Source organism: Mycolicibacterium parafortuitum, from assembly GCF_002086815.1.
GTDB classification, from domain to species: domain Bacteria; phylum Actinomycetota; class Actinomycetes; order Mycobacteriales; family Mycobacteriaceae; genus Mycobacterium; species Mycobacterium parafortuitum.
Genome location: NZ_MVID01000007.1, coordinates 160,664 through 187,073 on the forward strand (window position 1 = coordinate 160,664; position 26,410 = coordinate 187,073).

The following is a 26,410-nucleotide window of genomic DNA, read 5'->3' on the forward strand; positions in this document are numbered from 1 at the left end:
GCCGCAGCGGCAAAAACAGTCCCTAGCACAGCTATGTAAATCGGAGCCCCTGATCCGGTGTTTCGGCTGGCCGAAAACTTTGATGCGAGCTATCGTGAAACCCATGACGACCGCCGAACAGTTCCATGCAGCAGCACCGCGGCCGGCGTCGACGATCTCCATCGCCGGAGTGGAATGGCCCACCTACAAGGTGGTGGCCCTGCTCGTCGGCTTCCTGACGTTCGCCGTCGTCGCGCTGGTGACCGCGCACATGACCCCGGCGGTGTTGACCGCAGCCGCGATGGCCACGCTGATCTGGGCCGGCGGCGGCCTGGTCAACTCTCTTCGCCGCTGAGGCCTCAAACCTCAGGTGAGATCGGTCTCATTTCGGACGTTGCCTCGGAATTTGTCGAGGCCGTCCACCGCGTCGGCGGCGCGTGTCCCATCCCGACCCGCTTCGGTGTCGAAACTCTTCGACAGGTCACCGTAGGCATTCGAGTGGACGTTCGTTCCGTTGAACAGCTGGGGCCGGTGATTCTCGGATTCGCCGTGGAAGATCGCGCTGTTGTTCTCGGCCGCGATCGCCGAGTCGGAATACGGTCCCGGGCTGCCCGCCGCACTGCCAGGGACGCTGTCGCCCTTCGCATGGATGTGCACAGCTGAGACATCGAGGTCACTGCGCACCGGAGAGCCGAACGTGACAACTTGGGTGACGTTCAGCCAGCCCGACATCGCGATGTTCTGGGCATCCATGCCGCCCTGGCTGTACCCGACGAGCATCACCTCCGCCCCCTCGGGTATCAGCTTTTCCAACTGCTTCACCTGGTGCACGTCGAGAGCACCCCGCGCGGCGTGAACGTTGTTGAAGCCCGACTGGTTGGCGAACCAGCTCGGCACATCAAATAGTTGACTTGCGGTCCCGGCGATGTAGACGACGTAGCGGGTCTGACCGTCGGGACCCTCGACTTCCTGAACCCGGTAGCCGGACGAGTCACCCGGAATGTCACAGATCTCGTTCCACATGTCGTTGAGGCCGCGAGCTGACTGCTCGTAGCAGGCCGAGTCGCGCGACGCGGCGGCCGAAGATCCACTGCCGCCGTCGGGCCGGCTGGCGTTGTCCTGCTCGTCAGCGTTGCGCCGCAACGCTTCTGCGCCAGAACGCAGTCCCTGTGCCGCGGCGTTGATCGCCGACACCGAATGCCCGGTCCACTCCGAACGGAACCGCTGCGCATCGGGACCGTGCCAGAAACCGGCGTTGACAACCTGGCCGTTGAGAACTCGCACGGACTCCTGCAGTCGGTCCGCGGCCTGGGTGAACAAGGCCGCGGTTGCGCGCAGCTGATCGGTATCAGCGCCTACCAACGCCATGAGGCGACCTTAGTTGTCCCGCCCCGGACAGGAAGCCTGTTAACTGTCCTCCGAACGGATGATTCCGTCAGCCGCCGAGGCAGCCCGGGCCCAACAGCTCCTTGAGGTCGCCCATCAACGCAGACGACGGGGTCACCCGCAGCGACTGATCCAGTTCCAGCGTGGTGATCCGCTCACCGCTGATCAACCGCAGGTGCACCTGGGAAGTGCCCGGATGGCGGGCCAGCACCTGCTTGAGTGCGGTGACCTTGTCGACGGTGCACTGCCGGGTGGGCAGGCTCACCGCGACCGGGCGGTTGGCCTGGGCACTGGAGAAGTCGGGCACCACGAGTTCGTTGGCGATCAACGAGATCCGGTCATCGCGCTTGGCGACCTTCGCGCCGACCAGCACGACCACGTCGTCGGCGATCTCGGCGCCGAACATCGAGTAGGTCTGCGGGAAGAACAGCACCTCAATACCGCCGGAGAGGTCCTCGATCTGCGCCGACGCCCACGGCAGACCGTTCTTGTTCACCCGCCGGTTCACCGATGCCAGGATGCCGCCGACCCGGACCTGGGTGTCGTTGGCGATGTCGCCCTCCAGGATGGCCGGGATCTGGGTGTCGACCTGGGCGGCCAGCAGGTGCGCGACCCCGTTGAGCGGATGCCCGGACACGTACAGACCGAGCATTTCTCGTTCGAGGGCGAGCTTGTGCTTGTCCTCCCACTCCTCGTCGGGCACGCGGATGGTGAACGCAGAATCACCGGCATCCCCGTCACTATCTCCCCCGCCGAACAGGTCGAACTGCCCCATCGCCTCGGCCTTCTTGGTGCCCAGCACCGAGTCGACCGCGTCGGTGTGCACGAGGAACAGACCCTTACGGGGATGGCCGAGCGAATCGAACGCGCCCGCCTTGATCAGCGATTCGGTGACCTTCTTGTTGCACGCGGTGATGTCGATCTTGTTCAGGTAGTCGGAGAAGTCGGTGTACTTACCCTTCTCCTCACGCGTATTCACCAGCGAGGCAACGACGTTCGCGCCCACATTGCGCACCGCGCCGAGGCCGAAGCGGATGTCGTCACCGACCGAGGCGAAGTTCTGCACCGATTCGTTGACGTCGGGCGGCAGCACGGTGATGCCCAGCCTTCGGCAGTCGGCCAGGTAGACCGCGGCCTTGTCCTTGTCGTCGCCGACGGAGGTCAGCAGGCCGGCCATGTACTCGGCCGGGAAATTCGCCTTCAGGTAGGCCGTCCAGTACGACACCAGCCCGTAGCCGGCGGCGTGCGATTTGTTGAACGCGTACCCGGCGAACGGAAGGATGGTGTCCCACAACGCCTTCACCGCCGCCGCGGAGAAGCCGTTCTCGGTCATGCCCTCCAGGAAGCCCTTGTACTCGGCTTCGAGGACCTCGAGCTTCTTCTTGCCCATGGCCTTGCGGAGCGCGTCGGCTTTACCCATCGAGTAGCCGGCGACCTTCTGCGCGATGAACATGATCTGCTCTTGGTAGACGATCAGGCCGTACGTCTCGGCCAGGATCTCCTTGAGCGGTTCTTCGAGCTCCGGGTGGATCGGTTTGATGGGCTGGCGGCCGTTCTTGCGGTCGGCGTAGTCGTTGTGGGCGTTCATGCCCATCGGGCCCGGCCGGTACAGCGCCAGCACCGCGACGATGTCGTTGAACTCGGTGGGCTGCATGCGGCGCAGCAGGTCACGCATCGGCCCGCCGTCGAGCTGGAACACCCCGAGGGTGTCGCCGCGGCCCAGCAGTTCGTAGGCCTTCGGGTCGTCGAGCGAGAGCGATTCCAGATCCACGTCGATGCCGCGGTTGGCCTTGATGTTCTCGATGCAGTCGCCGATGATCGTCAGGTTCCGCAGCCCGAGGAAGTCCATCTTCAGCAGGCCGATGGCCTCACACGACGGGTAGTCCCATCCGGTGATCACCGCGCCGTCCTGGGGACGCTTCCACAGCGGGATCGCGTCGATCAGCGGCTCGGAGCTCATGATCACCGCACACGCATGCACGCCCGCGTTACGCACCAGGCCTTCGAGGCCGCGCGCGGTCTCGTAGATGGTCCGCACGTCGGGATCGGTGTCGATCAGCGCGCGGACCTCGGCGGCTTCTTTGTACCGCTCGTGGGTGGGGTCGGTGATGCCGGACACCGGGATGTCCTTGGCCATGATCGGCGGCGGCAGCGCCTTGGTGATGCGGTCGGCGATCGCGAAGCCCGGCTGGCCGTAGTGCACGCGGGCCGAATCCTTCAGCGCGGCTTTCGTTTTGATGGTGCCGAAGGTGATGACCTGGGCCACCCGGTCGCTGCCCCACTTGTTCGCCGCGTAGCGCAGCATCTCGCCGCGGCGGCGGTCGTCGAAGTCGATGTCGATATCGGGGGCCGACGGCCGTTCCGGGTTCAGGAAGCGCTCGAACAGCAGGCCGTGCGGGATCGGGTCGATGTTGGTGATGCCCAGCGCGTACGCGACCAGCGAGCCGGCCGCCGAACCACGGCCCGGCCCGACCCGGATACCGACGGATTTCGCGTAGTTGATCAGGTCCGCGACGATCAGGAAGTAGGCCGGGAAGCCCTTGTCACAGATGACCTTGATCTCGTAGGTGGCGCGATCGGTGTACTCCTGGGGCACCGGGCCACCGGAGAACCGCCGCTGCAGACCCGCGGCGACCTCGTGGGTGAGCCAGGTGCCCTGGTCGTGCCCCTCGGGCACGGGGAAGACCGGCATCCGGTCCTTCGGGGTCCACACGTCGGCGTAGGACTGCACCCGCTCGGCGATCAGCAGCGTCGAATCACATGCTCCCGGCACCTGGCCGTCCCACAGCGCGCGCATCTCCGCCGCGGACTTCAGGTAGTAGCCGTCACCGTCGAACTTGAAGCGGTTCGGATCCGACAGCGTCTTGCCGGTCTGGATGCACAGCAGCGCCTCGTGGTTCTGGGACGCGTCGCGGGTGACGTAGTGGCAGTCGTTGGTGGCCAGCGGCGGGATACCGAGCTTGCGGCCGACGTCCAGCAGCCCTTCCCGGACCCGGCGTTCGATGTCGAGGCCGTGGTCCATGAGCTCGAGGAAGAAGTTCTCGGGCCCGAAGATCTCGCGCCATCTCGCGGCCGCCTCGAGCGCCTCGCGCTCGTGGCCCAGGCGCAACCGGGTCTGCACCTCACCGGACGGGCAGCCGGTGGTGGCGATGATGCCCTCGGCGTGCTCGGCGATGATCTCGGCGTCCATGCGGGACCACTTGCCGAGCTGGCCCTCGAACGACGCCAGCGACGACAGCTTGAACAGGTTGCGCAACCCGGTCGCGTTCTCCGCGACCATCGTCATGTGGGTATAGGAACCGCTACCGGAGACGTCGTCGCTCTTCTGGCTCGGGTCGCCCCACAGCACCCGCTTGGTGTCGAAGCGCGACGCGGGGGCGATGTAGGCCTCGATGCCGATGATCGGCTTGATCCCGGCGTCGGTGGCGGCGTTGTAGAACTCGCTGGCGCCGAACATGTTTCCGTGGTCGGTCATCCCGATGGCGGGCATCTCCAACCGTTGCGCTTCGGCCAGCATCGGCTTGACCTTCGCGGCGCCGTCGAGCATCGAGTACTCGGTGTGATTGTGGAGATGCACGAATGACCCGCTCATAGGGTCGCCAGTCTATGGCCGCGCACCGACAGCGCTCGGCGTGTCGCGGCGCGTGTCTCAGGTTCGCCGGATCACGTCGCCGACGGCGCGCCGAGCGATCCGTTCAGCAATCCCCCGTCGAGCAGAGCGAGCAATTGCCTGGCTACCTCAGGAGCGTTGTGTACAGGCGTCCCGGGGGTCAGGAATCCGGCGTGGAAACCCAGCCCCCAGAACAGTGCCGAGAGCATGTCGGACACCGCCCGCGGATCGGTGCCCGCCGGCAGCTCGCCGCGCCGCGCGGCATCGGCCACCGCCGCGTCGTAGAACCCGTGCACCGTCGCCACGATCTCGGCGGCCGCATCGTGCCGGTACTGGGCGCGATGGTGGTCGATACGCGCCGTGACCACGAGCTTCATCATCGCCGGCTCAGCGGCGCCGAGCCGGCCCAACTCCGACGTGAACGCCGCCAACTGCCGCCGCAGCGACCCTTCCCCGGCGGCGACCTCGGCACACTGGCGGACCCGCGCGCACACGTCGGCGAGCAGCGTGTCGTAAAGCTCCTCACGAGTGTCGAAGTAGTAGTGCAGCGTCGGCCTGCTGACCCCGGCGCGTTGCGCGATCAGCTGGAACGTCGCGGCCCGGTACCCGCGTTCGGCGATGGTGTCGCGAGCAGCGGCCAGGATGGTCCGGCGCGTTTGCTCAGAGTCCGATCCCGCCGGACGCCCGCGTTTACGCCCCCCGGTGACCGCGAGCGTCTCGTTGTGCACGGGCAAACGCTAGGGCATAGCTACTCCAGGGTCAACAATCCCGTGTGCAAATAATCGGCAGATCATGCCTCTACGGCGTGCCGATCGGCCCGCGCGCGACGCACCGCGTCGACGGTGAAGACCGCCAGTGCGACCCAGATCAACGCGAAGCCGAGCCAGCGCATCGGCGGCATCGGCTCCCGGCCCACCACCACGCCCCAGGTCAGTTGCATCGCCGGCGTCACGTAGAACAGCAGACCCAGCGTGACCATCGGAAGCAGTTGCGCCGCACCGGCGAACAGCAGCAGCGGCAGCGCCGTGAGCACCCCGGACAACACCAGCAACGCGACATGTCCGCCGCCGTGCCCGGTCAGCGTGCCGCCACCGGTGGCCTGCAGTACCACCAGATACGCGATCGCGAACGGTGTCGCGATCGCGGCCTCGACACCGACGCTGACCCGCGGGTCGGTCGGCACCAGTTTCTTGACCGCGCCGTACAGCCCGAACGACAGGGCCAGCCCGATCCCGACCAGCGGTGGCTCACCGAGTTGCACCGTCAGGATCACCACGGCGACCACCGCTATCGCCAGGGCACTGAACTGCCAGCGGTTCAGCTTCTCCCGGAAGATCACCAACCCCAGTGCGATCGACACCAGCGGGTTGATGAAGTAGCCCAGCGCCGCGTCGACGACATGGCCGTTGTTCACGGCATAGACGTAGATCAGCCAGTTCGCGGCGATCAGTCCCGATGCCGCGATCAGCAGCAGCCAGGTCCGGCCGGTGATCGCCGCGATGTCGCGCATCCGGCGCACCGCGGCCACCACCACGACCATCAGCACGAAGCTCCAGACGATGCGGTGCGCGAGGATCTCCAGCGCACCCGCGGGCTTGAGCAGGGGGAAGAATGCGGGGAACAGACCCCACATCAGGTAGGCGCCGGCGCCGAAAAGGAGCCCTCTCCTCACAATTCGTGCTGTCGCAGCACATCGAGTGCGTGCTGCAGATCCGCCGGGTACGGGCTGGTGAACTCGACCCGACGGCCGTCGGCGGGGTGCGCGAACGCCAGCGACCGGGCATGTAGCCACTGTCGTTCCAGACCGAGCTTCTTGGCCAGGGTCGGATCGGCCCCGTAGGTCAGGTCCCCGCAGCAGGGATGGTGCAGCGCCGCGAAGTGCACCCGGATCTGGTGGGTGCGGCCGGTCTCGAGCTCGATGTCGAGCAGGCTCGCGGCGCGGTGGGCTTCCAGCGTGTCGTAGTGCGTGACGCTGTGCCTGCCGTCCTCGACGACGGCGAATTTCCAGTCGTGCCCGCGGTGCCTGCCGATCGGGGCGTCGATGGTGCCGCTGGACGGGTCGGGATGGCCCTGCACCAACGCGTGGTAGCGCTTCTCGACCGTGCGCTGCTTGAACGCCCGCTTGAGCACGGTGTAGGCGCGCTCCGACAGCGCGACCACCATGACACCCGAGGTGCCGACGTCGAGCCGGTGCACGATGCCCTGGCGTTCGTGGATGCCGGACGTGCTGATCCGGAACCCGGCCGCGGCGAGCCCGCCCAGCACCGTGGGACCGTGCCAGCCGACCGTCGCGTGGGCCGCGACACCGGGCGGCTTGTCGACCGCGACGATGTCGTCGTCGGAGTACAGGATCCCCATGCCCTCGATCTCGACCGGGGTGTTCTCCACCGGATCCGGTGGGGCGGGCAACCGCACTTCGAGCCAGGCGCCCGCGACGAGCTTGTCCGACTTGGCCGCCGGCGCTCCGTCGAGTTCGACGCCGCCCTCCTCGGCGATGGCGGCCGCGGCCGTCCGCGAGAGCCCCAACAGCCGGGCCAGGCCGGCGTCGACCCGCATCCCGGCCAGCCCCTCGGGCACGGGCATCGACCGCGTGGTCATCCGTGCCCGGGTTCGACGTCCGGCTTGGCCGGGCCGACCTCATCACTAGCGTCCGGCTGGCGCCGGCCGACCTCATCACTGGCGTCCGGCTGGCGCCGGCCGACCGTATCGAAGTCGAAGCCGAACAACGACAGCACCACCAGCAGGATCGCTCCACCGACGACAGCGGGGTCGGCGACGTTGAACACCGGCCACCACCCGATGGACAGGAAATCGACGACGTGGCCGCGCAGCGGACCCGGAGAGCGGAAGAACCGGTCCACCAGATTGCCGAGCGCGCCGCCGAGGATCATGCCGAGGCCCAGCGCCCACCAGGGTGAGACGAGCCTGCGTCCCATCCAGATGATGCCGAAGACCACGCCGGTCGCGACCAGGGTCAGCACCCAGGTGTATCCGGTGGCCATCGAGAACGCCGCGCCGGAGTTGCGCACCAGCGTCCACGTTACCGTGTCGCCGATGATCGACACCGGCTGACCCGGCTTGAGCAGCTCGACCGCGAGCACCTTGGTCACCACGTCGAGGATCAGCACGACCGCCGCGACGGCGAGCAGCAGACGAATCCTGCGGCGCGGCGGCGCCGGCTCGGCCGGGGCCGGGGTGTCCGCCGGGTCGTCACCGGTCGCGGGGCCGACCGGGCTCGATGATTCATCTGTCACGCCCCCATCATCGCAAAGAGGCGGTGGGGAACAATTCCGCGCATGGGTCATCTCGTCGTCATCGCCACCGGTGGCACCATCTCGACCAGTTCCGACGCCGACGATGTGTTACGCCCCACCCGGTCGGGAGCCGACCTGACGGCGGGGTTCGACGTCGAGGTCGTCGACGCGCTGGCGGTGGACAGCTCGCAGCTCACGCCCGCCGACTGGGACCGGATCGCCGGCGCGGTGTGGCAGGCGTCCGACCGCGCCGGCACCGACGGCATCGTCGTGCTGCACGGCACCGACACCATGGAGGAGACGGCGCTCTGGCTGGAGCTGACGTACTCCGGGACCGCGCCGGTGGTGCTCACCGGGGCGCAGCGAAGCGCCGACGCCGACGACGCCGACGGACCCGCCAATCTGGCGGCCGCGCTGGAGTTCGCGGCCAGGCCCGAATCGCGCGGTATCGGCGTCGTGGTCAGCTTCGCCGGCACCGTGTTCGAGCCGCTCGGCGTACACAAGGTCGCCACGACCGACCTGCAGAGCTTTGCCGGACAGCAGCTCTCGGCCGACAAGGCCCGCCCGTACGTCGGTCCGCTGTCGGCGGCCGCAGCGCCGCGGGTCGACATCGTCGCGGCCTACCCTGGCGCCGACACTGCGGCACTGGACGCGTGCGTGGCCGCCGGGGCGCGCGGGATCGTGCTGCAGGCCCTCGGGTCGGGCAACGCCGGGGCGGCCCTGATCGACGGGGTGCGCCGACACTGCCGCGACGGGGTCTCCGTGGTGGTGTCGACACGGGTGCCGGGTGGCACGGTCCGCCCCGCCTACGGCCCGGGCCGCGACCTGGTCGACGCCGGTGCGGTGGTCGCCACGCACCTGCGGCCGCCCCAGGCGCGGGTGCTGCTGATGGCCGCGCTGGGCGCGGGCTCTTCCGTCGCCGAGTTCTTCGACCGCTGGGGCTGATCAGCTCTCGGCGCCGGTCATCTCCTCGACGTAGTCCGGCCAGTCCAGCGAGTCGACCGGATTCGCCCGGGACAGCGCCGGGTCGTCGTCGCGGAACGTGCGCGCCGGGCCCGGCCCGGTGGCCCGGCTCTCGAATCGCACGGTCATCACGCCGTGTCCGGCGCCCTGAACCCAGCCGTGGCCGAACTCGGTGTGGGACACGTCGTCGCCGATCCGCCACGCGGGCCCGACCGGACCCGGCTGCGGCGGTGCCGGCGAGGACGGCCCGACGCTGGTCAGTTCCTCGGTGGTCGCCGCTTCCAGGTCGGGGAACAGTGATTCCTGCTGGATGTCGGACAGGCCCGAGAACCCGACCCCGACCAGACGGACGGGCCCGATGTCGACGGGGTCGAGAAGCAGCCGGTGCGCGGTCGCGATCAGGGTGCCCGCGTCGGTCGTCGCGTACGGCAGCGTGGCCGACCGCGTCAACGTGCTCATGTCGGACTTCTTGAGCTTCACCGTCACGGTGCGTGCCCCGCGCCCGTCCTTGAGCAGTCTGCGGTGGGCGTGCTCGCCGATCGGCCCGGCCGCATCGCGCAGCTGGCGCAGCGTGGTCAGATCCTCGGGAAACGTCGATTCGGCGCTGATCTGTTTGGCGGGGGCGTTCTCGGCGACCGGGCGATCGTCGATGCCGCGGGCCAACCGGTGCAGTGCCGGCCCGACGGTCGGGCCCAGGATGTTGGCGACCTCGGTGTCCGACAGCGCCGCGAACCCGCCGACGGTGTCGATACCGAGTTTGTGCAGTTTGTCCTCGGCCACCGGGCCGATGCCCCAGAGCTTGCGCACCGGCAGGTCGTCCAGCAGCGCGCGTTCCTCGTCGTGGGCGACGATTTTGATGCCGTCCGGTTTGGCGAGCCCGGAGGCGATCTTCGCGATCTGTTTGCCCGACCCGGCGCCCACCGAGGCGACCAGCCCGGTGACGGCGGCGACGTCGGCACGCAGCTGCTGGCAGAACTCCGCCACCTCCCCGGGCGAGGCACCGATGAGCACGTCAGGCTCGCCGAACGCCTCGTCGAACGAAAGTTGTTCGAGCACCGGCACTCTGGCGCGCACCGTCTCGAACACCCGGCGGCTGGCCAGCCCGTAGACCACGCCGCGCGGCGGCAGCACGACCGCCGCCGCGCCGACCAGCCGGCGGGCCTGGTGCATCGGCATCGCCGACCTGGCGCCGAACACCCGGGACTCGTAGCTGGCACCGGCGACCACGCCGCGGCCGCCCAGACCGCCGACGAGCACCGGACGTCCGCGCAGCGTCGGGCGGGTCAACTGCTCCACGGACGCGAAGAACGCGTCCATGTCCAGGTGCAGGACCCATCGAGCGGCCACAGCTGCAGATGCTAGGGCGTTGCCGTTAGCGTGGCCGGTGTGGCACACCCGAGCGCCGAACCCTTCGATGTGGCGATCCGCGACGAGACCATCAGGCTCGGCCAGTTCCTGAAGCTGGCGAACCTGATCGACTCCGGCGCCGACGCCAAGACGGTGATCGCCGACGGTGCTGTCACCGTCAACGGCGAACCCGAGCAGCGCCGCGGCAGGCAGCTGCGTGCCGGCGACGTCGTCGAGTTCTCAGGGCGGGCCGCGCGGGTCACCGCCGGCTAAGCCTTCGTGATCGCCACCCGCACGCCGTCGCCGATCTCGGCCCCGCCGTCGGGCTCGCCGAACTCGAATCTGGTCGCGAGGATCTCCCCCGCGATCAGATCGCGGTGGGTCTGCGCCCACTCCTGATGCTGCGGCGGCACCGAGATCACCACCGAGATCCGGTCGGAGACCTCAAGCCCCGTCGACTTGCGCAGCTCCTGCAGCTCGCGGATACGGTCCTTGGCCCACCCCTCGGCCTCCAGTTCCGGGGTGACGGTGCCGTCCAGCACCACCAACCCGGCACCGTCGGGCAGCGCCGCGGTGTATTCCGCATCCGCGGCGACCAACTTCGAGCTGTACTCCTCGGGCAGCAGCACCGCCGGCCCGGCGGTCAGGGTTCCGTCGCCGTTGACGACGGCCTCGCCGGCCTTGACCGCCTTGATCGCGGCCTGGACGTCCTTGCCGATGCGCGGGCCCGCGACGCGGGCGTTGACGGTCAGCTCGAACCTGCCGTAGGTCGCGATGTCGGCGGTGAGCTCGACGGACTTCACGTTCAGCTCGTCGGCGATCAAATCCCGATAGGGCTCCAGCCGCTTCGGGTCATCCACCGCCACAGTGAGTTTCGGCAGCGGCAGCCGCACCCGCAGCTTCTTGGCCTTGCGCAGCGACGAACCGACCGACGCCACCTCACGGACCAGGTCCATGTCGGCGACCAGCTGCGGATCGGCGGGCAGCAGGTCGGCCTCGGGCCAGTCGGTCAGGTGCACCGATCGCTCGCCGGTCACGCCCCGCCAGATCACCTCGGAGATCAGCGGCAGCAGCGGCGCGGCGAGCCGTCCGGTGACCTCCAGCACCGTGTGCAGCGTGTCGATCGCCTCGGCGTCCTCTTCCCAGAAGCGCGAACGTGACCGCCGCACATACCAGTTCGTCAACGCCTCGGTGAACTGGCGCAGCTGGTCGCACGCGCCGGAGATGTCGCACACGTCCAGTGACGCGGTCAGCTGGTCACGCAGCACCGCGAGCTTGGCCAGGATGTAGCGGTCCAGCACGTTCGTCGAGTCGGTGCGCCACGTGCCCTTCTCCGGCGCGTACAGCGCCAGGAACGTGTAGGCGTTCCACAGCGGCAGCAACACCTGTCGCACACCTTCGCGGATGCCCTGCTCGGTGACGATCAGGTTGCCGCCGCGCAGGATCGGCGAGGCCATCAGGAACCACCGCATCGCGTCGGAGCCGTCGCGGTCGAACACCTCGTTGACATCCGGGTAGTTGCGCAGTGACTTGCTCATCTTCTGGCCGTCGTTGCCGAGCACGATGCCGTGCGATACGCAGGTGCGGAAGGCGGGGCGGTCGAACAGCGCGGTGGCCAGCACGTGCAGGGTGTAGAACCAGCCGCGGGTCTGCCCGATGTACTCGACGATGAAATCGCCCGGGAAGTGCGACTCGAACCACTGCTCGTTCTCGAACGGGTAGTGCACCTGCCCGTACGGCATCGACCCCGAATCGAACCAGACGTCGAGCACGTCCTCGATGCGCCGCATCGTCGATTTGCCGGTCGGGTCGTCGGGGTTGGGCCGTGTCAGCTGGTCGATGTAGGGCCGGTGCAGATTGTCGGGGCGCACCCCGAAGTCGCGCTCGAGTTCGTCGAGGCTGCCGTACACGTCGATCCGCGGATAGGCCGGGTCGTCGGACTTCCACACCGGGATCGGGCTGCCCCAGTAGCGGTTTCGCGAGATCGACCAGTCCCGCGCACCGGCCAGCCACTTACCGAACTGCCCGTCCTTGACGTGCTCGGGGTACCAGGTGATCTCCTGGTTGAGTTCGACCATGCGGTCGCGGAACTGGGTGACCTTGATGAACCACGACGACACGGCGCGGTAGATCAGCGGGTTCCGGCAGCGCCAGCAGTGCGGATACGAGTGCTCGTAGGTGTCGTGACGCAGCAGCACCGCACCGTTCGCGGCGGCGGGCCCGGTGCCGTTCTTCAAATCGCGGATGATCTGCGGGTTCGCGTCGAACACGTGCTGGCCGGCGTAGTCGGGCACGGTCGAGTCGAAGCGGCCCTTGGAATCCACCGGCGTCACGGCCTCGATGCCGCCCGCCTGCGCGGTGGCCATGTCGTCCTCGCCGTAGGCCGGTGACATGTGCACCAGCCCGGTGCCGTCCTCGGTGCTGACGAACTCACCGGGAAGCACCCGGAACGCGTTGGCCGAGTCCATGAAATACGGGAACGGCGGTGCGTACCGCACGTCGAGCAGTTCACGGCCGGTGTAGGTCGCCACGACCGTGGGTTCCTCGCCGAGTTCACGCGCGTAGGCGCCGAGGCGCGATTCGGCGAGCACATAGCGGCGACCGTCGGCCTCCACCACGACGTAGGTGATCTCGGGATTGACCGCCACAGCCTGGTTGGACGGCAGCGTCCACGGGGTGGTCGTCCAGATCAGCAGGTAGGCGCCGACGAGATCCGGGACGGGCCCGTCTGTCACGCGGTACCCGACGGTGAGCGCCGGGTCCTGCCTGCTCTGGTATACGTCGTCGTCCATCCGCAGCTCGTGGCTGGACAGCGGCGTCTCGTCGTTCCAGCAGTAGGGCAGCACGCGGTTGCCCTCATAGGCCAGGCCCTTGTCCCACAGCTGTTTGAACACCCAGATCACCGACTCCATGAAGCCGATGTCGAGGGTCTTGTAGTCGTTGTCGAAATCGACCCAGCGGGCCTGGCGGGTCACGTAGTCGCGCCATTCGTCGGTGTACTTGAGCACCGATGCCCGACACGCGTCGTTGAACTTCTCGATGCCCATCTCTTCGATCTGGGCCTTGTCGGTGATGCCGAGCTGACGCTGCACCTCGAGTTCGGCCGGCAGGCCGTGGGTGTCCCAGCCGAACCGGCGCTCGACCTTGTATCCGCGCATGGTGCGGTAGCGGGGAACGATGTCCTTGACGTAGCCGGTCAGCAGGTGGCCGTAGTGCGGCAGACCGTTGGCGAACGGCGGCCCGTCGTAGAACACGTACTCGGGCGAACCGTCGCGCCGCGCAACGCTGGCGCGGAAGGTGTCGTCGCTGTCCCAGTAGCCGAGGACCTCGGACTCCAACGCGGGGAAACTCGGCGCGCCGGAGGCGGGTTTGGGATATGCGGTCACGTGCTGCGTCTCCTGTGCCATCACACGATCTAGGCACGGGGACGAACGTCGCGCAGGTGCGCGAGCGCCGCGGTACCACCCCGCTTGCGCACACATGGTGTGCGCCACTCGAATCTGGGCTGTGACGGGCCCGGCCGTTCGGTTCTACTGGGCGGGGCCCGCCGCTTTACTCGGGCCCACGCTGTTCTTCCGAAGACTCCCCGGTGATGGCCGGATCGACGCCGTTGCCGAACAGTTTAGCGGCGCCGCCGTGGTGGTTTCACCACGGCGACGCCGCGTCGGGTCGTTTCGTTGCGAAGTGGGCTTACGGCGGGCCGCGCCCCTACAGCGGCGCCGCCGCGTCCGAGGTGATGTCGATGACGGCCAGCGGGAACTGCTCGGCCATCTCCTCGATCGAGTACGCGTCGAACCGCTGCGCGTCGTACCACCAGTCGATCTGAAGTCCGCCGTCGAGGCGCTGCACCCGAAGCTCCAGGGCACGGCCGGCCGGCTCGTCGACGAGTTCGCCGGCAGAGACGTTCAGCAACACCTCTGCGGGCTCCCCGGTGCGACCGGGGGCTGTCGCCAGGGCGGCGTGGGCGCCCTGCAGCATTTCCGAGGGCCCCGCCGTGCCCGCGTCCGCACACAACAGGGTCACCGGGTGGCTCAGCCAACGCTGACCGCCCGTGACATCGACGGCCACAGCTCCTTCACCGCGCGTGCGTCCGAGCGTGCGCCCGAATGCAGCCAGCAGAATCTCTTCGATCTGCACGCCGAGCCAGGAGGCTGCGGCTTCAATTTCCTCGGTCAGTTCGCTCGAAGGGGCAGTTGTGAACTTCTCTAGCTGATCTGGCAGCGCTTCGGCCGAAGACCGGTCGAAGATGTCGAGCGCCGCCGGCGCGGTGGAGACGGGCCGTTGTTTGACCTCGTCTGCGATGTATGGAGCGACCATGGGCATACCGTACAGCGAATGTCCCATTTTTGGGAGAGACCTCCCACAACTGTGACGGCTGGGTCAATTAAGAACGTGTTCTTCATTTGCCGGGAGGGGCTCCCCGCGGTCGGGATCAGGGTTTATGGTGTTCTGATGCCCCGTACGGACGAGAACGGCAGACAGCTGAAAGCCCTGCTCGACTACCTCCTCGACGGAGAAATCGACGCTAAAGACATATTCGATGCGCTGGGTATTTCCAGCAGTACTTATTATCGGCGAATTAAAGAGGCCGATTATCCAAATGCCGAGGAACTTCGCCTCGTGGCTGATCGCTTTTCCCTTAGCTACCCCGACCTTCAAATCCAATTCGGCCTGATGAGCCGACAGGAAGTGTGGAGCTACGTCGAAGCGTCCGGCACCCCGCCCCTCGGGGTCGTTACACTGCCGGATTCCACTGTAAGGGCTGCTACGCGGCAGCGCACCAGGCTGTCCGACCTGGCGCCACGCCCCGACGCTCCGCCGCTCTAGCCCGCAACCCGCATACAATTTGCTGAACTAGTTCAGTCCGAAAGCGAATTACATGGCTCTGGCATCTCTGATCGCGATCACACTCCTGTGTATCGGGTGGAGTCTGTGGATTCGCCGCGTCACGTGGTCGTGCCGGTGGGAAGTCGCCGCGACGTTGAATATCGCATTGCAGGGCGCCGCGGTGCTGCTGATGTCCCCGCTGGCCTCCGAGACCCTCGGCCCGTTGCTGTACTCGCTGACGGGCAAGTGGAACCTCGAGGACTACCTGGGCCACGATTGCTACATCGTCGCCGCGTCGGCCGTCGTGTACAACACCGTCGGCAGGTTGGAACAAGACCATGCAATGCAGCAACGGTTCCGCAAGCACATCGAACTGCCTGCGACACTGTGCATCCCGTTGCTGCTCGCGGCCTTCTGGATCGGCAACGGCGCCCACATCTACCGGCCGGACTTCTTCGACGTACCCACCGATCTGTGGTTGAACGTGTATTGGCTGATGCTCTGCGGCATGCTGATCTACCTGCTGGTATACGGATCTCGAGCATTGCTGATCCTGCGCACCGACCCCCGGTCGCGGGCGATCGCGAACGTGTACCTGTTCGCGTCGGCGATGGGCATCCTCGCGTGCATCGTGCGGATCGTCACCGCGTTCGTCCCGGCTCTGCAGACGGTCCACGGAACGACACTGGTGTGGATCTTCGCGTGTGCCTGTGGCGCCGGCTTCGCACTGACCTCGGCACATTCCTGGCGGATCAAGACCAGGTGGTTCTCGAACGCCAGGAGCTAGCGGCGGGGATTTCAGACCGCGGGGATTTCAGACAGCGGCGGCGGTGACGTCGGTGAACGGCGCGCCGTACTCGCGCACCCGGCGGTAGCCGTTCCGGCGGGCCGACGCCGCGCCGAGCCGGATCAATCCCGCGGTGGCGACGAAGCCGGCCTGGTCGCTGACCACCAGCGGGGTGAGCAGTCGGTTGTGCACGAACCCGAACGCCAGACCGGTGTCGGGGTCGGCCCAGCCCAGCGACCCGCCGAGCCCGACGTGACCGAAACCGGGCAGCAGGCCGGGAATCGGCAGGCCGTGATAGCCGAGGTGGAACGACAGCGGCATCACCATGCTGTGGTCGAGCCGCAGACTGCGGCGCCCGATCAGCCGGGTGGCGGTGTCGCGCGACAGATACTGCTGGCCGTCGATACGCCCCTCGTTGGCGATCGCGCCGTACATGCGGGCCAGCGCCCTGGCGGTCGCGACGCCGTTGGCTGCCGGAATCTCTCCGTCGAGCAACGGTGTGTCGCCCTGCACGAAGCTCTTGACGCCCGGAAAGTACATCGCGCCGAAGCCCGCCGAGAACGGCAGCGCGGCGATGTGCGGGGCGACCATGTTGAAGAGCGGGTTCTGCAGCCGGGTCTGCGGACCGATGATGCGCGCCGGCTGGGTGGGCGCCTGTACCGGAGGCCTGCCGAGGTGGATGCCGTCGGTGTTCAGCGGCGCGGCCACCTCGGTGCGGATCAGCTCGCGCATCCCGACACCGGTGACCGACCGCGCCAGGCCGGACAACAACCAGCCGAAGGTGAAGGCGTGATAGGCGGGCTTGCCGACCAGCCAGCTCGCCGGGGCCGCGGCCAGCCGCTCCTCCATCGCGAGGTGATCCATCAGGTCGGTCTTGGCCGCACCGTTGAGTTGGGACAGCCCGGCCCGGTGCCGCATCAGTTCGCGGACCGTGATCGTGGCCTTGCCGTTGACGCCGAACTCGCGCCAGTACTCGGCCACGGGTGCGTCGTAGTCGATGAGCCCGCGATCGGCCAGCCGGTGGATGACGGTGGCGGCCACACCCTTCGTCGCCGAGAACACCATCGGCGCGGTGTCGGCGGTCCAGCGGCGCTTGCCTTTGCGGTCGGCCCACCCGGTCCACACGTCGACGACGGGCTCACCGTCCAGGTACACCGACAGCGCTCCCCCGCCGAAGCGGCGATGCGGGAACATCTGCGCGAAGGCTCGGACTGCGAGGGTGAAATTGGGGTCAGCAGCGCCCTGTACGCCCCGGGGCAGATGGCCGCCGTGACCGTGTGAGAGCGCCTCGTCGCACTCCCGGGAATTGACACCCGTCACAGTGGTGAATTTACCCCGATGTGCGGCAAACAATCCGGCTGTTACCGATTTGTTAGCCGCGGGCTCAACCGGAAGGCGCGACGGCGTCCAAAATCTGCTGCGCGGCAAGCGCCGGGGTGAGTTCACCGTCGCGCACCTGACGCTCGACGTCGTCGCGGATCGCCCTCACCCCCGGACTCGACAACACCCGGTCGAGCACCGTGTCACGCACCATCGACCACGTCCATTCCACCTGCTGGTCGCGGCGGCGGGCGTCGAACCGGCCGGCTTCGGTGAGCACCTCCCGGTGCTTGAGCACGGCGTCCCAGAGCTCGGCCAGACCCGCCCCGGTCAGCGCACTCATCGTCAAAACCGGTGGACGCCAGAGGGTTTCGCGTGGATAGATGAGCCTGATGGCGCCGGCCAGTTCGCGGGCGGCGGCCTTGGCCTCCACCGCGTGCTCGCCGTCGGCCTTGTTGACCACGACGATGTCGGCCAGCTCCAGCACACCCTTCTTGATGCCCTGCAGTTGGTCACCGGTCCGGGCCAGCGTCAGGAACACGAAGGTGTCGACCATGTTGGCAACCGTCACCTCGGACTGCCCCACCCCGACGGTCTCGACCAGCACCACGTCGTACCCGGCGGCCTCCAGCAAAACGATCGTCTCGCGCGTCGCCTTGGCGACCCCGCCGAGGGTGCCCGACGTCGGCGACGGACGGATGTAGGCGTCGGGGTGTACCGCCAGCTTGGCCATCCGGGTCTTGTCCCCGAGGATCGATCCGCCTGTGCGCGTCGAGGACGGATCCACAGCGAGCACCGCCACCCGGTGGCCCCGCTCGATCAGGTGGCTGCCGAGCGCCTCGATGGTCGTCGACTTACCGACGCCGGGAACGCCGGTGATGCCGACGTGCATCGCGCGGCCCGCCTCGGGCATCAGCTCGAGCAGCAGTTCCTGCGCCCGCTGCCGATGGTCAGCGCGCGTCGACTCCACCAGGGTGATGGCCCGAGCCAGCGCTGAGCGGTCCCCCGAGCGCAGTGCAGCGGCGAGTTCGCCGACCGGCTGGTTCATCTAGCTCAGGCTGTAGCCGAGGCGTTCGGCGAGCTTGGTCAACAAGCCGATGGCGGCGTCGGCGATCACGGTGCCAGGCGGGAAGATCGCCGTCGCCCCGGCCGCGTAGAGCTCGTCGAAGTCCCCGGGCGGGATCACCCCGCCGACGACGATCATGATGTCGGGTCGCCCGACCTCGGCGAGCGCGTCACGCAGCGCGGGCACCAGGGTCAGGTGGCCCGCCGCCAGCGAGGACACGCCGACGACGTGCACATCGTTGTCGGCGGCCTGACGCGCGACCTCCTCGGGCGTGGAGAACAGCGAGCCCACGTCGACGTCGAAGCCGATGTCGGCGAACGCGGTCGCGATGACCTTCTGGCCGCGGTCGTGGCCGTCCTGGCCCATCTTCGCGACCAGGATGCGCGGCCTGCGGCCGTCGGCCTCGGCGAACTTCTCGACCAGTTCGGTCGCGCCGCTGACATTGCTTGCCATGCCCACCTCGTCTCGGTACACACCGGAGATGGTGCGGATCTCGGCCACGTGCCTTCCGTAGACCTTCTCCAGCGCATCGGAGATCTCCCCGACCGTCGCGTGCGCCCGGGCGGCGTTGATGGCCAGCGCCATCAGGTTGTTGCCCAGCCCATCCGGCCCTGCCGAGGTGTTCTCCCCGGCAGCGCGGGTCAGTTCGGCCAGCGCCGCCTGGGTGGCGGCCTCGTCCCGCTCACTACGCAGCCGTTCCAGCTTGGCGAGCTGTTCTGCGCGCACCCGGCTGTTCTCGACCTTGAGGACCTCGATCTCCTGGTCCTCGGTGACCTGGTACTTGTTCACACCGATCAGCGCCTGCGCGCCGGAGTCGATCCGGGCCTGGGTGCGCGCGGCGGCCTCCTCGATGCGCATCTTCGGGATGCCCGCGTTGATGGCCTGCGCCATACCGCCGTGCTCGGCGATTTCGCGGATGTGGCCGCGGGCCTTCTCGGCCAGCTGGTGGGTCAGCCACTCCACGTAGTACGACCCGCCCCACGGATCGATCGGGCGCGTCGTGCCCGATTCCTGCTGCAGCAGCAGCTGGGTGTTGCGGGCGATGCGCGCCGAGAAGTCGGTGGGCAGCGCCAGCGCCTCGTCGAGGGCGTTGGTGTGCAGCGACTGGGTGTGGCCCTGGGTCGCGGCCATCGCCTCGATGCAGGTGCGCGCGACGTTGTTGAACACGTCCTGGGCGGTCAACGACCAGCCGGAGGTCTGCGAATGTGTGCGCAATGACAGCGATTTGGAGCTCTTCGGGTCGAACTGCGCGACCAGCTCACTCCACAGCAGACGCCCGGCGCGCAGCTTGGCGACCTCCATGAAGAAGTTCATGCCGATGCCCCAGAAGAACGACAGCCGCGGCGCGAACTTGTCGATGTCCAGGCCTGCGTCCAGACCGGCCTTGATGTACTCGACACCGTCGGCCAGCGTGTAGCCCAACTCCAGATCGGCGGTCGCGCCGGCTTCCTGGATGTGGTAGCCGGAGATCGAGATGCTGTTGAACTTCGGCATCTTCGCGCTGGTGTAGCCGAAGATGTCGGAGATGATCCGCATCGACGGCTTCGGCGGATAGATGTAGGTGTTGCGGACCATGAACTCTTTGAGGATGTCGTTCTGGATGGTCCCGGCCAGCTTCTCCGGCGGCACGCCCTGTTCCTCGGCGGCGACGACGTAGAGCGCGAGGATCGGCAGCACCGCGCCGTTCATCGTCATCGACACCGACACACTGGACAGGTCGATCCCGTCGAACAGCTGGCGCATGTCGAGGATCGAGTCGATCGCGACCCCGGCCATGCCGACGTCACCGGCCACCCGCGGGTGGTCGGAGTCGTATCCGCGGTGGGTGGCGAGGTCGAACGCCACCGACAGACCCTTCTGGCCGGCCGCGAGGTTGCGCCGGTAGAACGCGTTGGATTCGGCGGCGGTGGAGAAGCCCGCGTACTGGCGGATCGTCCACGGCTGGTTGACGTACATCGTCGGGTACGGGCCGCGCACGAAGGGCGGCTCACCCGGCAGGGAGTCCAGCGGGTAGCCGGCGGCGGCGACCTCGGCGCGGTCGGCACCGATGAACACCGGCTTGACGTCGATGCCCTCGGGGGTGGTCCAGTCCAGGTCATCGGTGGAGTACCCGTGCGCGGCCGCTGCGGCCGATACCTGCGCGGTCACCTCGGACGCCGCAGGCGGAGCCGGAGTCGTCTCACCGACGAGGGGAACGTCGGCGAAGGATTCGATCTTCTTCGGTTCCGTGGCAGTCATGTCACGCCCCCAATCGGGTCAGCAGGTCCGACAACGCTTGCACCGCATCAATTTTCGCGGTCAGGTAGCCGTCGGGCTTGGATTGCGCAGCGGTATCGGCCTTTTCGAGGGCCTTCTCGGGCCCGGCCAGCAGCACGTGCTTCACTCCAGCCGCTCTGGCCGCGTCGACGACGGCAGACACCTCCTCGGCGTAGCGCGCGTCGGTGCCGCAGATCACCGCGATCTCGGTGCTCGCCGCATCCGTGACCGCGGCCGCGACGCCGGCGGCGTCCAGCGGTCCGGGGTTGACGGCCTCGATACCGCCGGAAGCCAGCAGGTTCGCCGTGAAGGTGGTGCGGATGTTGTGTTCGGCCAGGGGCCCGAGCGGAAGCAGCACAGCCTTGGGTCGCGCCCCGTGCTGGGCCAGGAACGCGTCGGAACGATCCCGCAACGCCTCGAAGCCCGCAGCGTAGCGGGACACGTTCGGTAGCGGGTTCCCCTGCGGCAGAGGCGGTTCGGACAGGTTCGGGAACTCGTTGACGCCGGTGATCGAGGTTCGCCGGTGGGCGATGTCGGCCGCCCGGCGCTGCGCCACCTCGGCGATCTGCGCCCGGATGTGGTCGTGGGCGGCCTCGAATCCGCCGTCGGCCTCGATCCGCTGGAAGTGCGTCCACGCCTGCTCGGCGAGCGACCGGGTCAGGTCCTCGACGAACCACGAGCCGCCCGCCGGGTCGAGAACGCGCCCGATGTGCGACTCCTCGAGCAGCAGCAGCTGGGTGTTGCGGGCGATGCGGCGGGCGAAACTGCGCGCGGTGCCCGGGAATCCACCCTCGATCGCGACGTCGAACGGGTGCACCTGCACGATGTCGGCGCCGCCGACCCCGGCGGCGAAGGCCGCGACGGTGGTGCGCAGCATGTTCACCCACGGATCCCGCTGCGACATCATCGGCAGCGATGTGACGGCGTGCACGGTCGCCGCACCCGAGTCCGCGTCACCGACGACCTCGGCGACACGGGCCCAGAGTTGCCGGGCGGCACGCAGTTTGGCGATCGAGGAGAACTGGTCGTCGTCGACGGCGAAGCGGAAGCTGATCTGGCGCAGCGCCGCGCCGCTGGGCACCCCGGCGTCGACGAGGTGACGCAGGTAGGCCACGCCCGCGGATATCGCGGCGCCGAGTTCCAGCGCCGCGTTGGCACCCAGATCGTGGAAGGCGGGGCCGTCGACGGTGATCGCCCGGACATGGCCGTCGTGGCCGAGCACGCTCTGCGCGGTGGCGACGACCTCCTCGAGGCACGGTGCGCTCGCGCCCGCGAACGGCGCGGTCAGCGGGTCGGCGCCGAGGTCGATCGACAGCCGGCTGCGCTGGTCGTCGTCGAGGCCGGTCAGCAGCCCGACGAGGGCGCCGGCGGCCGCGCCGTAGGAGGTGCCGTCGCTGTCCAGCACGATCGGCACCAGGTCGAGGTAGACGCCGTCGAGCAGCTGCTCCAGGTCGGTCGGCGCGACCCCGTCGGCGCCGATGCGCAGCACCAGGGCACTGATGCCCTCGGTGAGGCCGAGCAGGATCGAGCCGTTGGCCTCGGCGATGTCGGCGGGGTCGGCCGGATAGACGTCGGCCACTTTCCAGCCGGCCTTGACGTCACGCAGCGCGTCGCCGCCGCGGACGAACGGCCACCGGCCCGGCAGTGCGGGCTCGGCGATCTCGTCGCGGCTCGTGTAGAGGGGCCGGATGGGGAACCCGTCGTAGGTCCCGGAGTCCAGCAGACGCTCGGGTTCGGGGCCCAGTTCGGCGGGGTCCTTCTTGGTGGACTTCGCCAACACGGCCGCCACGGCGGAGCGCCATCGGTCCAGATCGGAGTCAGCTACACCTGCGGCACTGCCGGCGCTGGGATTCTGCACAGCCATCAGGCTAAATGATGACCATCACAGCAGCGGGGGGCGGTGCGCACATCGCACACCGCGCCGACACCGCCTGTTCGCCGACGCGCCGTAGGCTGGGGAACCGTGAAAACCGTAGTCAGCACACTCCGTACCGCGTTCGCCGCGGTCGTCGCGATGCTGGCGACGGTGCCCAGGACCCGGCTGATCGCGCTCGCATCGACGATTGTGATTCTCATCGCAGTTGCCTATCTCGTCCCGCTGCCGACCGCGCTGCAGGTGCGTGACTGGGCTACCTCGGCGGGTCCGTGGTTCCCGCTGGTGTTCTTCGTCGCGCACGTACTGGTGACGGTGTTCCCGTTCCCGCGCACCGTGTTCACGCTGTCGGCCGGGCTGTTGTTCGGCCCGGCGCTGGGCATCCCGATCGCAGTGCTCGCGAGCACGCTGAGCGCGGTGCTCGCGTTGCTGCTGGTGCGGGTCGCAGGCTGGCAGGTCAATAAGCTCGTCACACACCCGCGCGTCGCGAGCATCGATGCGCGGCTGCGGGAACGCGGCTGGCCGGTGGTCTTTTCGGCGCGGCTGATCTTCGCGCTGCCGTTCTCGGTGCTGAACTATGCCGCCGGCGCGTCCTCGGTACGGGTGCTGCCCTACACGCTGGCCACCTTGTTCGGGGTGCTGCCGGGCACCGCGGCGGTCGTGATCCTCGGCGATGCGCTGACCGGGCAGGTGAGTCCGATGCTGCTGTTGGTGTCGCTGTGCACCGCCGCGGTGGGGTTCGCCGTGCTCGGCGTCGACCTCTGGATGCATCGCAGGCGCCGGGACGCGGACTCCGCTAGCTCGCTGACGGCCCCTTGACGGTCATCGCGCCGAACAGTCCGAGGAACGACGACGCGGCGACCAGGCCCGGGCTCCAGTCCCTTGCGCGGATGTGCGATCCGGTGGCCAGCACGAAGTAGACCGTCAGCATCAACGTGGTCAGCCGCGCCAGCTTCGGGAAGCGGTACACCGAGAGCAGACCGAGTGCGGAGGCCGCCTTCACCGCCGGCAGCACGGGCCACAGCCGTCTCGGCAGTTCGACCGCCTCCAAGGCTTGGGCGACCGGTGGGATCGGTTTGACAGACGCGGCCGCGTCGGCGGCCTGGATGGCGGCCAGGATCGCGTACGTCCGGCGCGACGTCAGCGCGCTCATTGTTCGGGGTTGGGTTGCGTCGCGGGCGCGGGCTGCGGTGCCAGCGACGGGAACTCCCGCGGCCCGTCCAGCGGCCCGGGAACCGGGGCCCTGGCCTCGGCCTCGGCCTTCGCGACGGCCTGCGCGATCGCCGGATCCGTCTCGGTGGAGAACCAGTCGGCGACTTCGTCGTCGTCGGATTTCAGCGGTACGTCGTCAACCGGCGACGGGGTGTAGCGGAACACGCCGTCCTCCCCCGGCGCGCCCAGCAGTTTGGTGAATCCCTGCAGCGCGGAGCCGAAATCGCTGGGTACCAGCCAGACCTTGTTCGCCTCGCCCTTGGCCATCTCCGGCAGCGTCTGCAGGTACTGGTAGGCCAGCAACTCCGGGGTGGGTCGGCCCGCCTTGATCGCCGCGAAGGTCTTCTCGATGGCCTTCGCCTGCCCTTGGGCCTGCAGGTAGGCGGCCGCGCGTTCACCCTGGGCGCGCAGCATGCGGGACTGCCGGTCGCCCTCGGCGGCGAGGATCGAGGCCTGTTTGGCGCCCTCGGCGGCGAGGATCTGCGCCTGCTTCTGGCCTTCGGCCTGTTTGATGGCGGCCTCGCGAGAACCTTCGGCGGTCAGGATCATCGCGCGCTTCTCGCGGTCGGCGCGCATCTGCTTTTCCATCGAGTCCTGGATCGACGGCGGCGGGTCGATGCTGCGCAACTCGACGCGCGCGACGCGCAGCCCCCACCGGTTGGTCGCCTCGTCGAGCACCCCGCGCAGCGCGGTGTTGATCGAGTCGCGCGAGGTCAGCGTCTGCTCCAGCGTCATCCCGCCGACGAGGTTGCGCAGTGTGGTGGTGGTCAGCTGCTCCACACCGACGATGTAGTTGCTGATCTGATAGACCGCGGCCTGCGGATTGGTGACCTGGAAGTAGACCACCGTGTCGATCTGCACGGTCAGGTTGTCCTCGGTGATCACCGGCTGCGGCGGGAACGACACCACCCGCTCCCGCAGGTCCACCCGGGCGCGGATGCGGTCGACGAACGGCAGCAGCAGCGTGAGCTGGCCCGACACGGTCTTGCTGTACCGGCCGAGCCGTTCGATGACGGCGGCTTCGGCCTGCGGGATCAGGGCCACCGACTTCGCGACCACGATCGCTGCGAACACGACCAAGACTGCCAGCAGCACCAACCCTGCGATAGCTCCGTCCACGATGGACTCCTTCCGGGGTCTATCTGATCTTGTCTACCCGATCTTGGACACGACCGCCGTCGCTCCGTCGATGTGCACGACGGTCACATGGTCGCCGGCTTCGTAGACTTCGTTTTCGTTGACCGGCCGCGCCGTCCACACCTCGCCGTCCAGTTTCACCTGGCCGTGGTGCTGCGACACCCGGTCGAGGACCAGGGCGCTCCTGCCCTCCAGAGCCCGGGCCGGTTCCGGAAGCCCCGTGCCCGACTGCATCCGGCGTTTCAGCGCAGGGCGAACACCGACCAACAGGAGCACCGAGACCACCAGGAACACCAGGCCGTCAGCCCAGATCGGCCAGTCCAGCACGAAGCTCGACCCCGCGGCGGCCAGGGCCCCGCCGGCGAGCATCAGCAGGAACAGGTCGCCGGTCAACGCCTCGGCGCCGGCCAGCGCCAGCGCTGCGATCAGCCAGATCAGCGGGACAGGCATGACGCCAGCCTATCGCGGCGCCGCGTGGATGCGCCGGTAACAACTACACTGCAGCCATCATGTGGTGTCCGAGTGTTTCGCTATCGGTGTGGGCCAACGCCTGGCTGGCGGGTACGGCCGCGCCCGACGACGTCTTGGACGCGTTGTCCCTATGGACGCCAAGGCATTCCGTGACCGCCTACGATTCCGCGGCGGCTGACCGCACGGGGTTGTCGTGGCCGGATCTCGACGACGCGGCCTCGGTGTCGCTCCTTCAGACACTGCGCACGGCATCCGCGCGGGGCGCGTCGCAGCCGACGATCTCGCTGGCACTGCCGGTGCCCGGTGACGTCCGGGGCCTGCCTGCGGGTACGCAATTCGGGCGCGACGCCATCGCCGCGGGCGAGGCGGTGGTGGTGCAGGGGCTCGACGGTTCGATCGGGCTGGTACCCGACTACGAGTACGAGGACAGCTATCCCGACTCGCTCGACACCGACGACGACGCGGAGTACGACGCCGAGTTGAGCGGGTTGTCGTGGACGGTGTACTCGTTCGGTTCGGCTCCCCCGGCCGGGCACTTCGATCTCGGCGAGGCCGAGTACCAGCTCCGCGACGCTGTACGGTCCGCGGCGGACGCGCTGGGTGCACTGCGGGCGGGCACCTCGGGCGTCGAGATCGCCGACCCGCACCTGCTGGTCGAGCAGGTGCTCGACTCGACCAAGATGCACCGCATCCCCGACCATGCGCCGATGCGCGCGGTACGCGTGCTGGAGAACGCCGCGCACATCGACGCGATCATCACCGTCAGCTCGGGGTTGATCCCGAGCGGGCTACAGAGTTCCTCGGAGATGCAGTTGGCCGGCGATGCACTGCGCCCGTTGATCTCGGTGGTGCGCACGGCGCGGCTGGCCGCGGTGGACGCGATCCTGCACTCGGCCTGGCGGACCTAACCTCTCAGGTCAGT

At 68.3% G+C, this 26,410-nt stretch carries 23 protein-coding genes; 7 read left to right on the top strand and 16 right to left on the bottom strand.

Annotated elements, in window-relative coordinates; all coding sequences use genetic code 11:
* Positions 1 to 103 precede the first annotated feature (103 nt).
* Positions 104 to 334 carry a hypothetical protein gene (locus BST38_RS11060; protein WP_083143337.1) on the top strand — a complete coding sequence of 77 codons (231 nt, stop codon included), beginning with the start codon at positions 104 to 106 and terminating at the stop codon, positions 332 to 334.
* An 11-nt stretch (positions 335 to 345) separates the two neighbouring features.
* Here BST38_RS11060 and BST38_RS11065 read toward each other — a convergent pair whose 3' ends face one another.
* From BST38_RS11065 to lspA, 6 genes are all read right to left on the bottom strand, one after another.
* A complete protein-coding gene (locus BST38_RS11065; protein WP_133057218.1) occupies positions 346 to 1,347 on the bottom strand; it encodes a WXG100 family type VII secretion target in 1,002 nt (333 codons plus the stop codon).
* 67 nt (positions 1,348 to 1,414) lie between these two features.
* Complete coding sequence (gene dnaE / locus BST38_RS11070) at positions 1,415 to 4,957, bottom strand: DNA polymerase III subunit alpha (RefSeq protein WP_083143339.1); 3,543 nt, start codon at positions 4,955 to 4,957, stop codon at positions 1,415 to 1,417.
* Between the two features lie 71 nt (positions 4,958 to 5,028).
* Complete coding sequence (locus tag BST38_RS11075) at positions 5,029 to 5,703, bottom strand: TetR/AcrR family transcriptional regulator (RefSeq protein WP_083143340.1); 675 nt, start codon at positions 5,701 to 5,703, stop codon at positions 5,029 to 5,031.
* Between the two features lie 62 nt (positions 5,704 to 5,765).
* On the bottom strand, positions 5,766 to 6,647 hold the full coding sequence (gene rarD / locus BST38_RS11080; protein WP_083143341.1) for an EamA family transporter RarD: 882 nt from the start codon (positions 6,645 to 6,647) through the stop codon (positions 5,766 to 5,768).
* On the bottom strand, positions 6,644 to 7,573 hold the full coding sequence (locus tag BST38_RS11085) for an RluA family pseudouridine synthase (RefSeq protein WP_083143342.1): 930 nt from the start codon (positions 7,571 to 7,573) through the stop codon (positions 6,644 to 6,646). The genes rarD and BST38_RS11085 overlap by 4 nt, the downstream gene beginning before the upstream one ends.
* The gene (gene lspA, locus BST38_RS11090) at positions 7,570 to 8,229 is read right to left on the bottom strand and encodes a signal peptidase II (RefSeq protein ID WP_110781719.1); all 660 of its coding nucleotides are present in this window, start codon (positions 8,227 to 8,229) and stop codon (positions 7,570 to 7,572) included. Before lspA ends, BST38_RS11085 begins: the two co-directional genes overlap by 4 nt.
* Before the next feature lie 42 nt (positions 8,230 to 8,271).
* On the opposite strand from lspA, the gene BST38_RS11095 reads away from it, so the two are divergent.
* Entirely contained in the window at positions 8,272 to 9,174 is a 903-nt protein-coding gene (locus tag BST38_RS11095) for an asparaginase (protein WP_083143344.1), read from the top strand.
* Here BST38_RS11095 and BST38_RS11100 read toward each other — a convergent pair whose 3' ends face one another.
* Positions 9,175 to 10,539, bottom strand: coding sequence for a DNA polymerase IV (locus BST38_RS11100; protein ID WP_083143345.1), 1,365 nt, complete (start codon positions 10,537 to 10,539; stop codon positions 9,175 to 9,177). It abuts the gene before it with no gap.
* 30 nt (positions 10,540 to 10,569) lie between these two features.
* Between BST38_RS11100 and BST38_RS11105 the strand changes: the two genes are divergently transcribed.
* Complete coding sequence (locus BST38_RS11105) at positions 10,570 to 10,812, top strand: RNA-binding S4 domain-containing protein (RefSeq protein WP_083143346.1); 243 nt, start codon at positions 10,570 to 10,572, stop codon at positions 10,810 to 10,812.
* Here BST38_RS11105 and ileS read toward each other — a convergent pair.
* Both ileS and BST38_RS11115 read right to left on the bottom strand, forming a co-directional pair.
* Positions 10,809 to 13,925, bottom strand: coding sequence for an isoleucine--tRNA ligase (gene ileS / locus BST38_RS11110; RefSeq protein ID WP_083143397.1), 3,117 nt, complete (start codon positions 13,923 to 13,925; stop codon positions 10,809 to 10,811). The genes BST38_RS11105 and ileS overlap by 4 nt on opposite strands.
* Before the next feature lie 322 nt (positions 13,926 to 14,247).
* Entirely contained in the window at positions 14,248 to 14,856 is a 609-nt protein-coding gene (locus BST38_RS11115) for a hypothetical protein (protein WP_083143399.1), read from the bottom strand.
* Positions 14,857 to 14,991: 135 nt separating this feature from the next.
* Between BST38_RS11115 and BST38_RS11120 the strand changes: the two genes are divergently transcribed.
* A complete protein-coding gene (locus BST38_RS11120; protein WP_083143398.1) occupies positions 14,992 to 15,366 on the top strand; it encodes a transcriptional regulator in 375 nt (124 codons plus the stop codon).
* Between the two features lie 52 nt (positions 15,367 to 15,418).
* On the top strand, positions 15,419 to 16,153 hold the full coding sequence (locus BST38_RS11125) for a hypothetical protein (RefSeq protein WP_083143347.1): 735 nt from the start codon (positions 15,419 to 15,421) through the stop codon (positions 16,151 to 16,153).
* A 27-nt stretch (positions 16,154 to 16,180) separates the two neighbouring features.
* Here BST38_RS11125 and lipL read toward each other — a convergent pair whose 3' ends face one another.
* The 4 genes from lipL to mutA all read right to left on the bottom strand — a co-directional run bounded on the left by lipL (position 16,181) and on the right by mutA (position 22,659).
* Positions 16,181 to 17,473, bottom strand: coding sequence for an esterase/beta-lactamase LipL (gene lipL, locus BST38_RS11130; RefSeq protein ID WP_083143348.1), 1,293 nt, complete (start codon positions 17,471 to 17,473; stop codon positions 16,181 to 16,183).
* A gap of 64 nt (positions 17,474 to 17,537) precedes the next feature.
* Entirely contained in the window at positions 17,538 to 18,521 is a 984-nt protein-coding gene (gene meaB / locus BST38_RS11135; protein ID WP_083143349.1) for a methylmalonyl Co-A mutase-associated GTPase MeaB, read from the bottom strand.
* Positions 18,522 to 20,777, bottom strand: coding sequence for a methylmalonyl-CoA mutase (scpA, locus tag BST38_RS11140; RefSeq protein WP_083143350.1), 2,256 nt, complete (start codon positions 20,775 to 20,777; stop codon positions 18,522 to 18,524). It abuts the gene before it with no gap.
* Position 20,778: 1 nt separating this feature from the next.
* Entirely contained in the window at positions 20,779 to 22,659 is a 1,881-nt protein-coding gene (mutA, locus tag BST38_RS11145; protein ID WP_083143351.1) for a methylmalonyl-CoA mutase small subunit, read from the bottom strand.
* A gap of 99 nt (positions 22,660 to 22,758) precedes the next feature.
* On the opposite strand from mutA, the gene BST38_RS11150 reads away from it, so the two are divergent.
* A complete protein-coding gene (locus BST38_RS11150; protein WP_083143352.1) occupies positions 22,759 to 23,487 on the top strand; it encodes a TVP38/TMEM64 family protein in 729 nt (242 codons plus the stop codon).
* Here BST38_RS11150 and BST38_RS11155 read toward each other — a convergent pair.
* The 3 genes from BST38_RS11155 to BST38_RS11165 are packed head-to-tail and all read right to left on the bottom strand — an operon-like array spanning position 23,465 to position 25,467.
* On the bottom strand, positions 23,465 to 23,821 hold the full coding sequence (locus tag BST38_RS11155) for a DoxX family protein (protein WP_083143353.1): 357 nt from the start codon (positions 23,819 to 23,821) through the stop codon (positions 23,465 to 23,467). The two genes, BST38_RS11150 and BST38_RS11155, sit on opposite strands and share 23 nt — an antisense overlap.
* Positions 23,818 to 24,999: an SPFH domain-containing protein gene (locus BST38_RS11160; protein ID WP_083143354.1), complete on the bottom strand. Its 1,182-nt coding sequence runs from the start codon at positions 24,997 to 24,999 to the stop codon at positions 23,818 to 23,820. Before BST38_RS11160 ends, BST38_RS11155 begins: the two co-directional genes overlap by 4 nt.
* A gap of 33 nt (positions 25,000 to 25,032) precedes the next feature.
* Positions 25,033 to 25,467: an NfeD family protein gene (locus tag BST38_RS11165; protein ID WP_083143355.1), complete on the bottom strand. Its 435-nt coding sequence runs from the start codon at positions 25,465 to 25,467 to the stop codon at positions 25,033 to 25,035.
* Positions 25,468 to 25,526: 59 nt separating this feature from the next.
* Here BST38_RS11165 and BST38_RS11170 point away from each other — a divergent pair, with 59 nt between their 5' ends.
* Positions 25,527 to 26,396: an Rv1486c family protein gene (locus BST38_RS11170; protein ID WP_083143356.1), complete on the top strand. Its 870-nt coding sequence runs from the start codon at positions 25,527 to 25,529 to the stop codon at positions 26,394 to 26,396.
* The last annotated feature ends 14 nt before the right edge of the window (positions 26,397 to 26,410 follow it).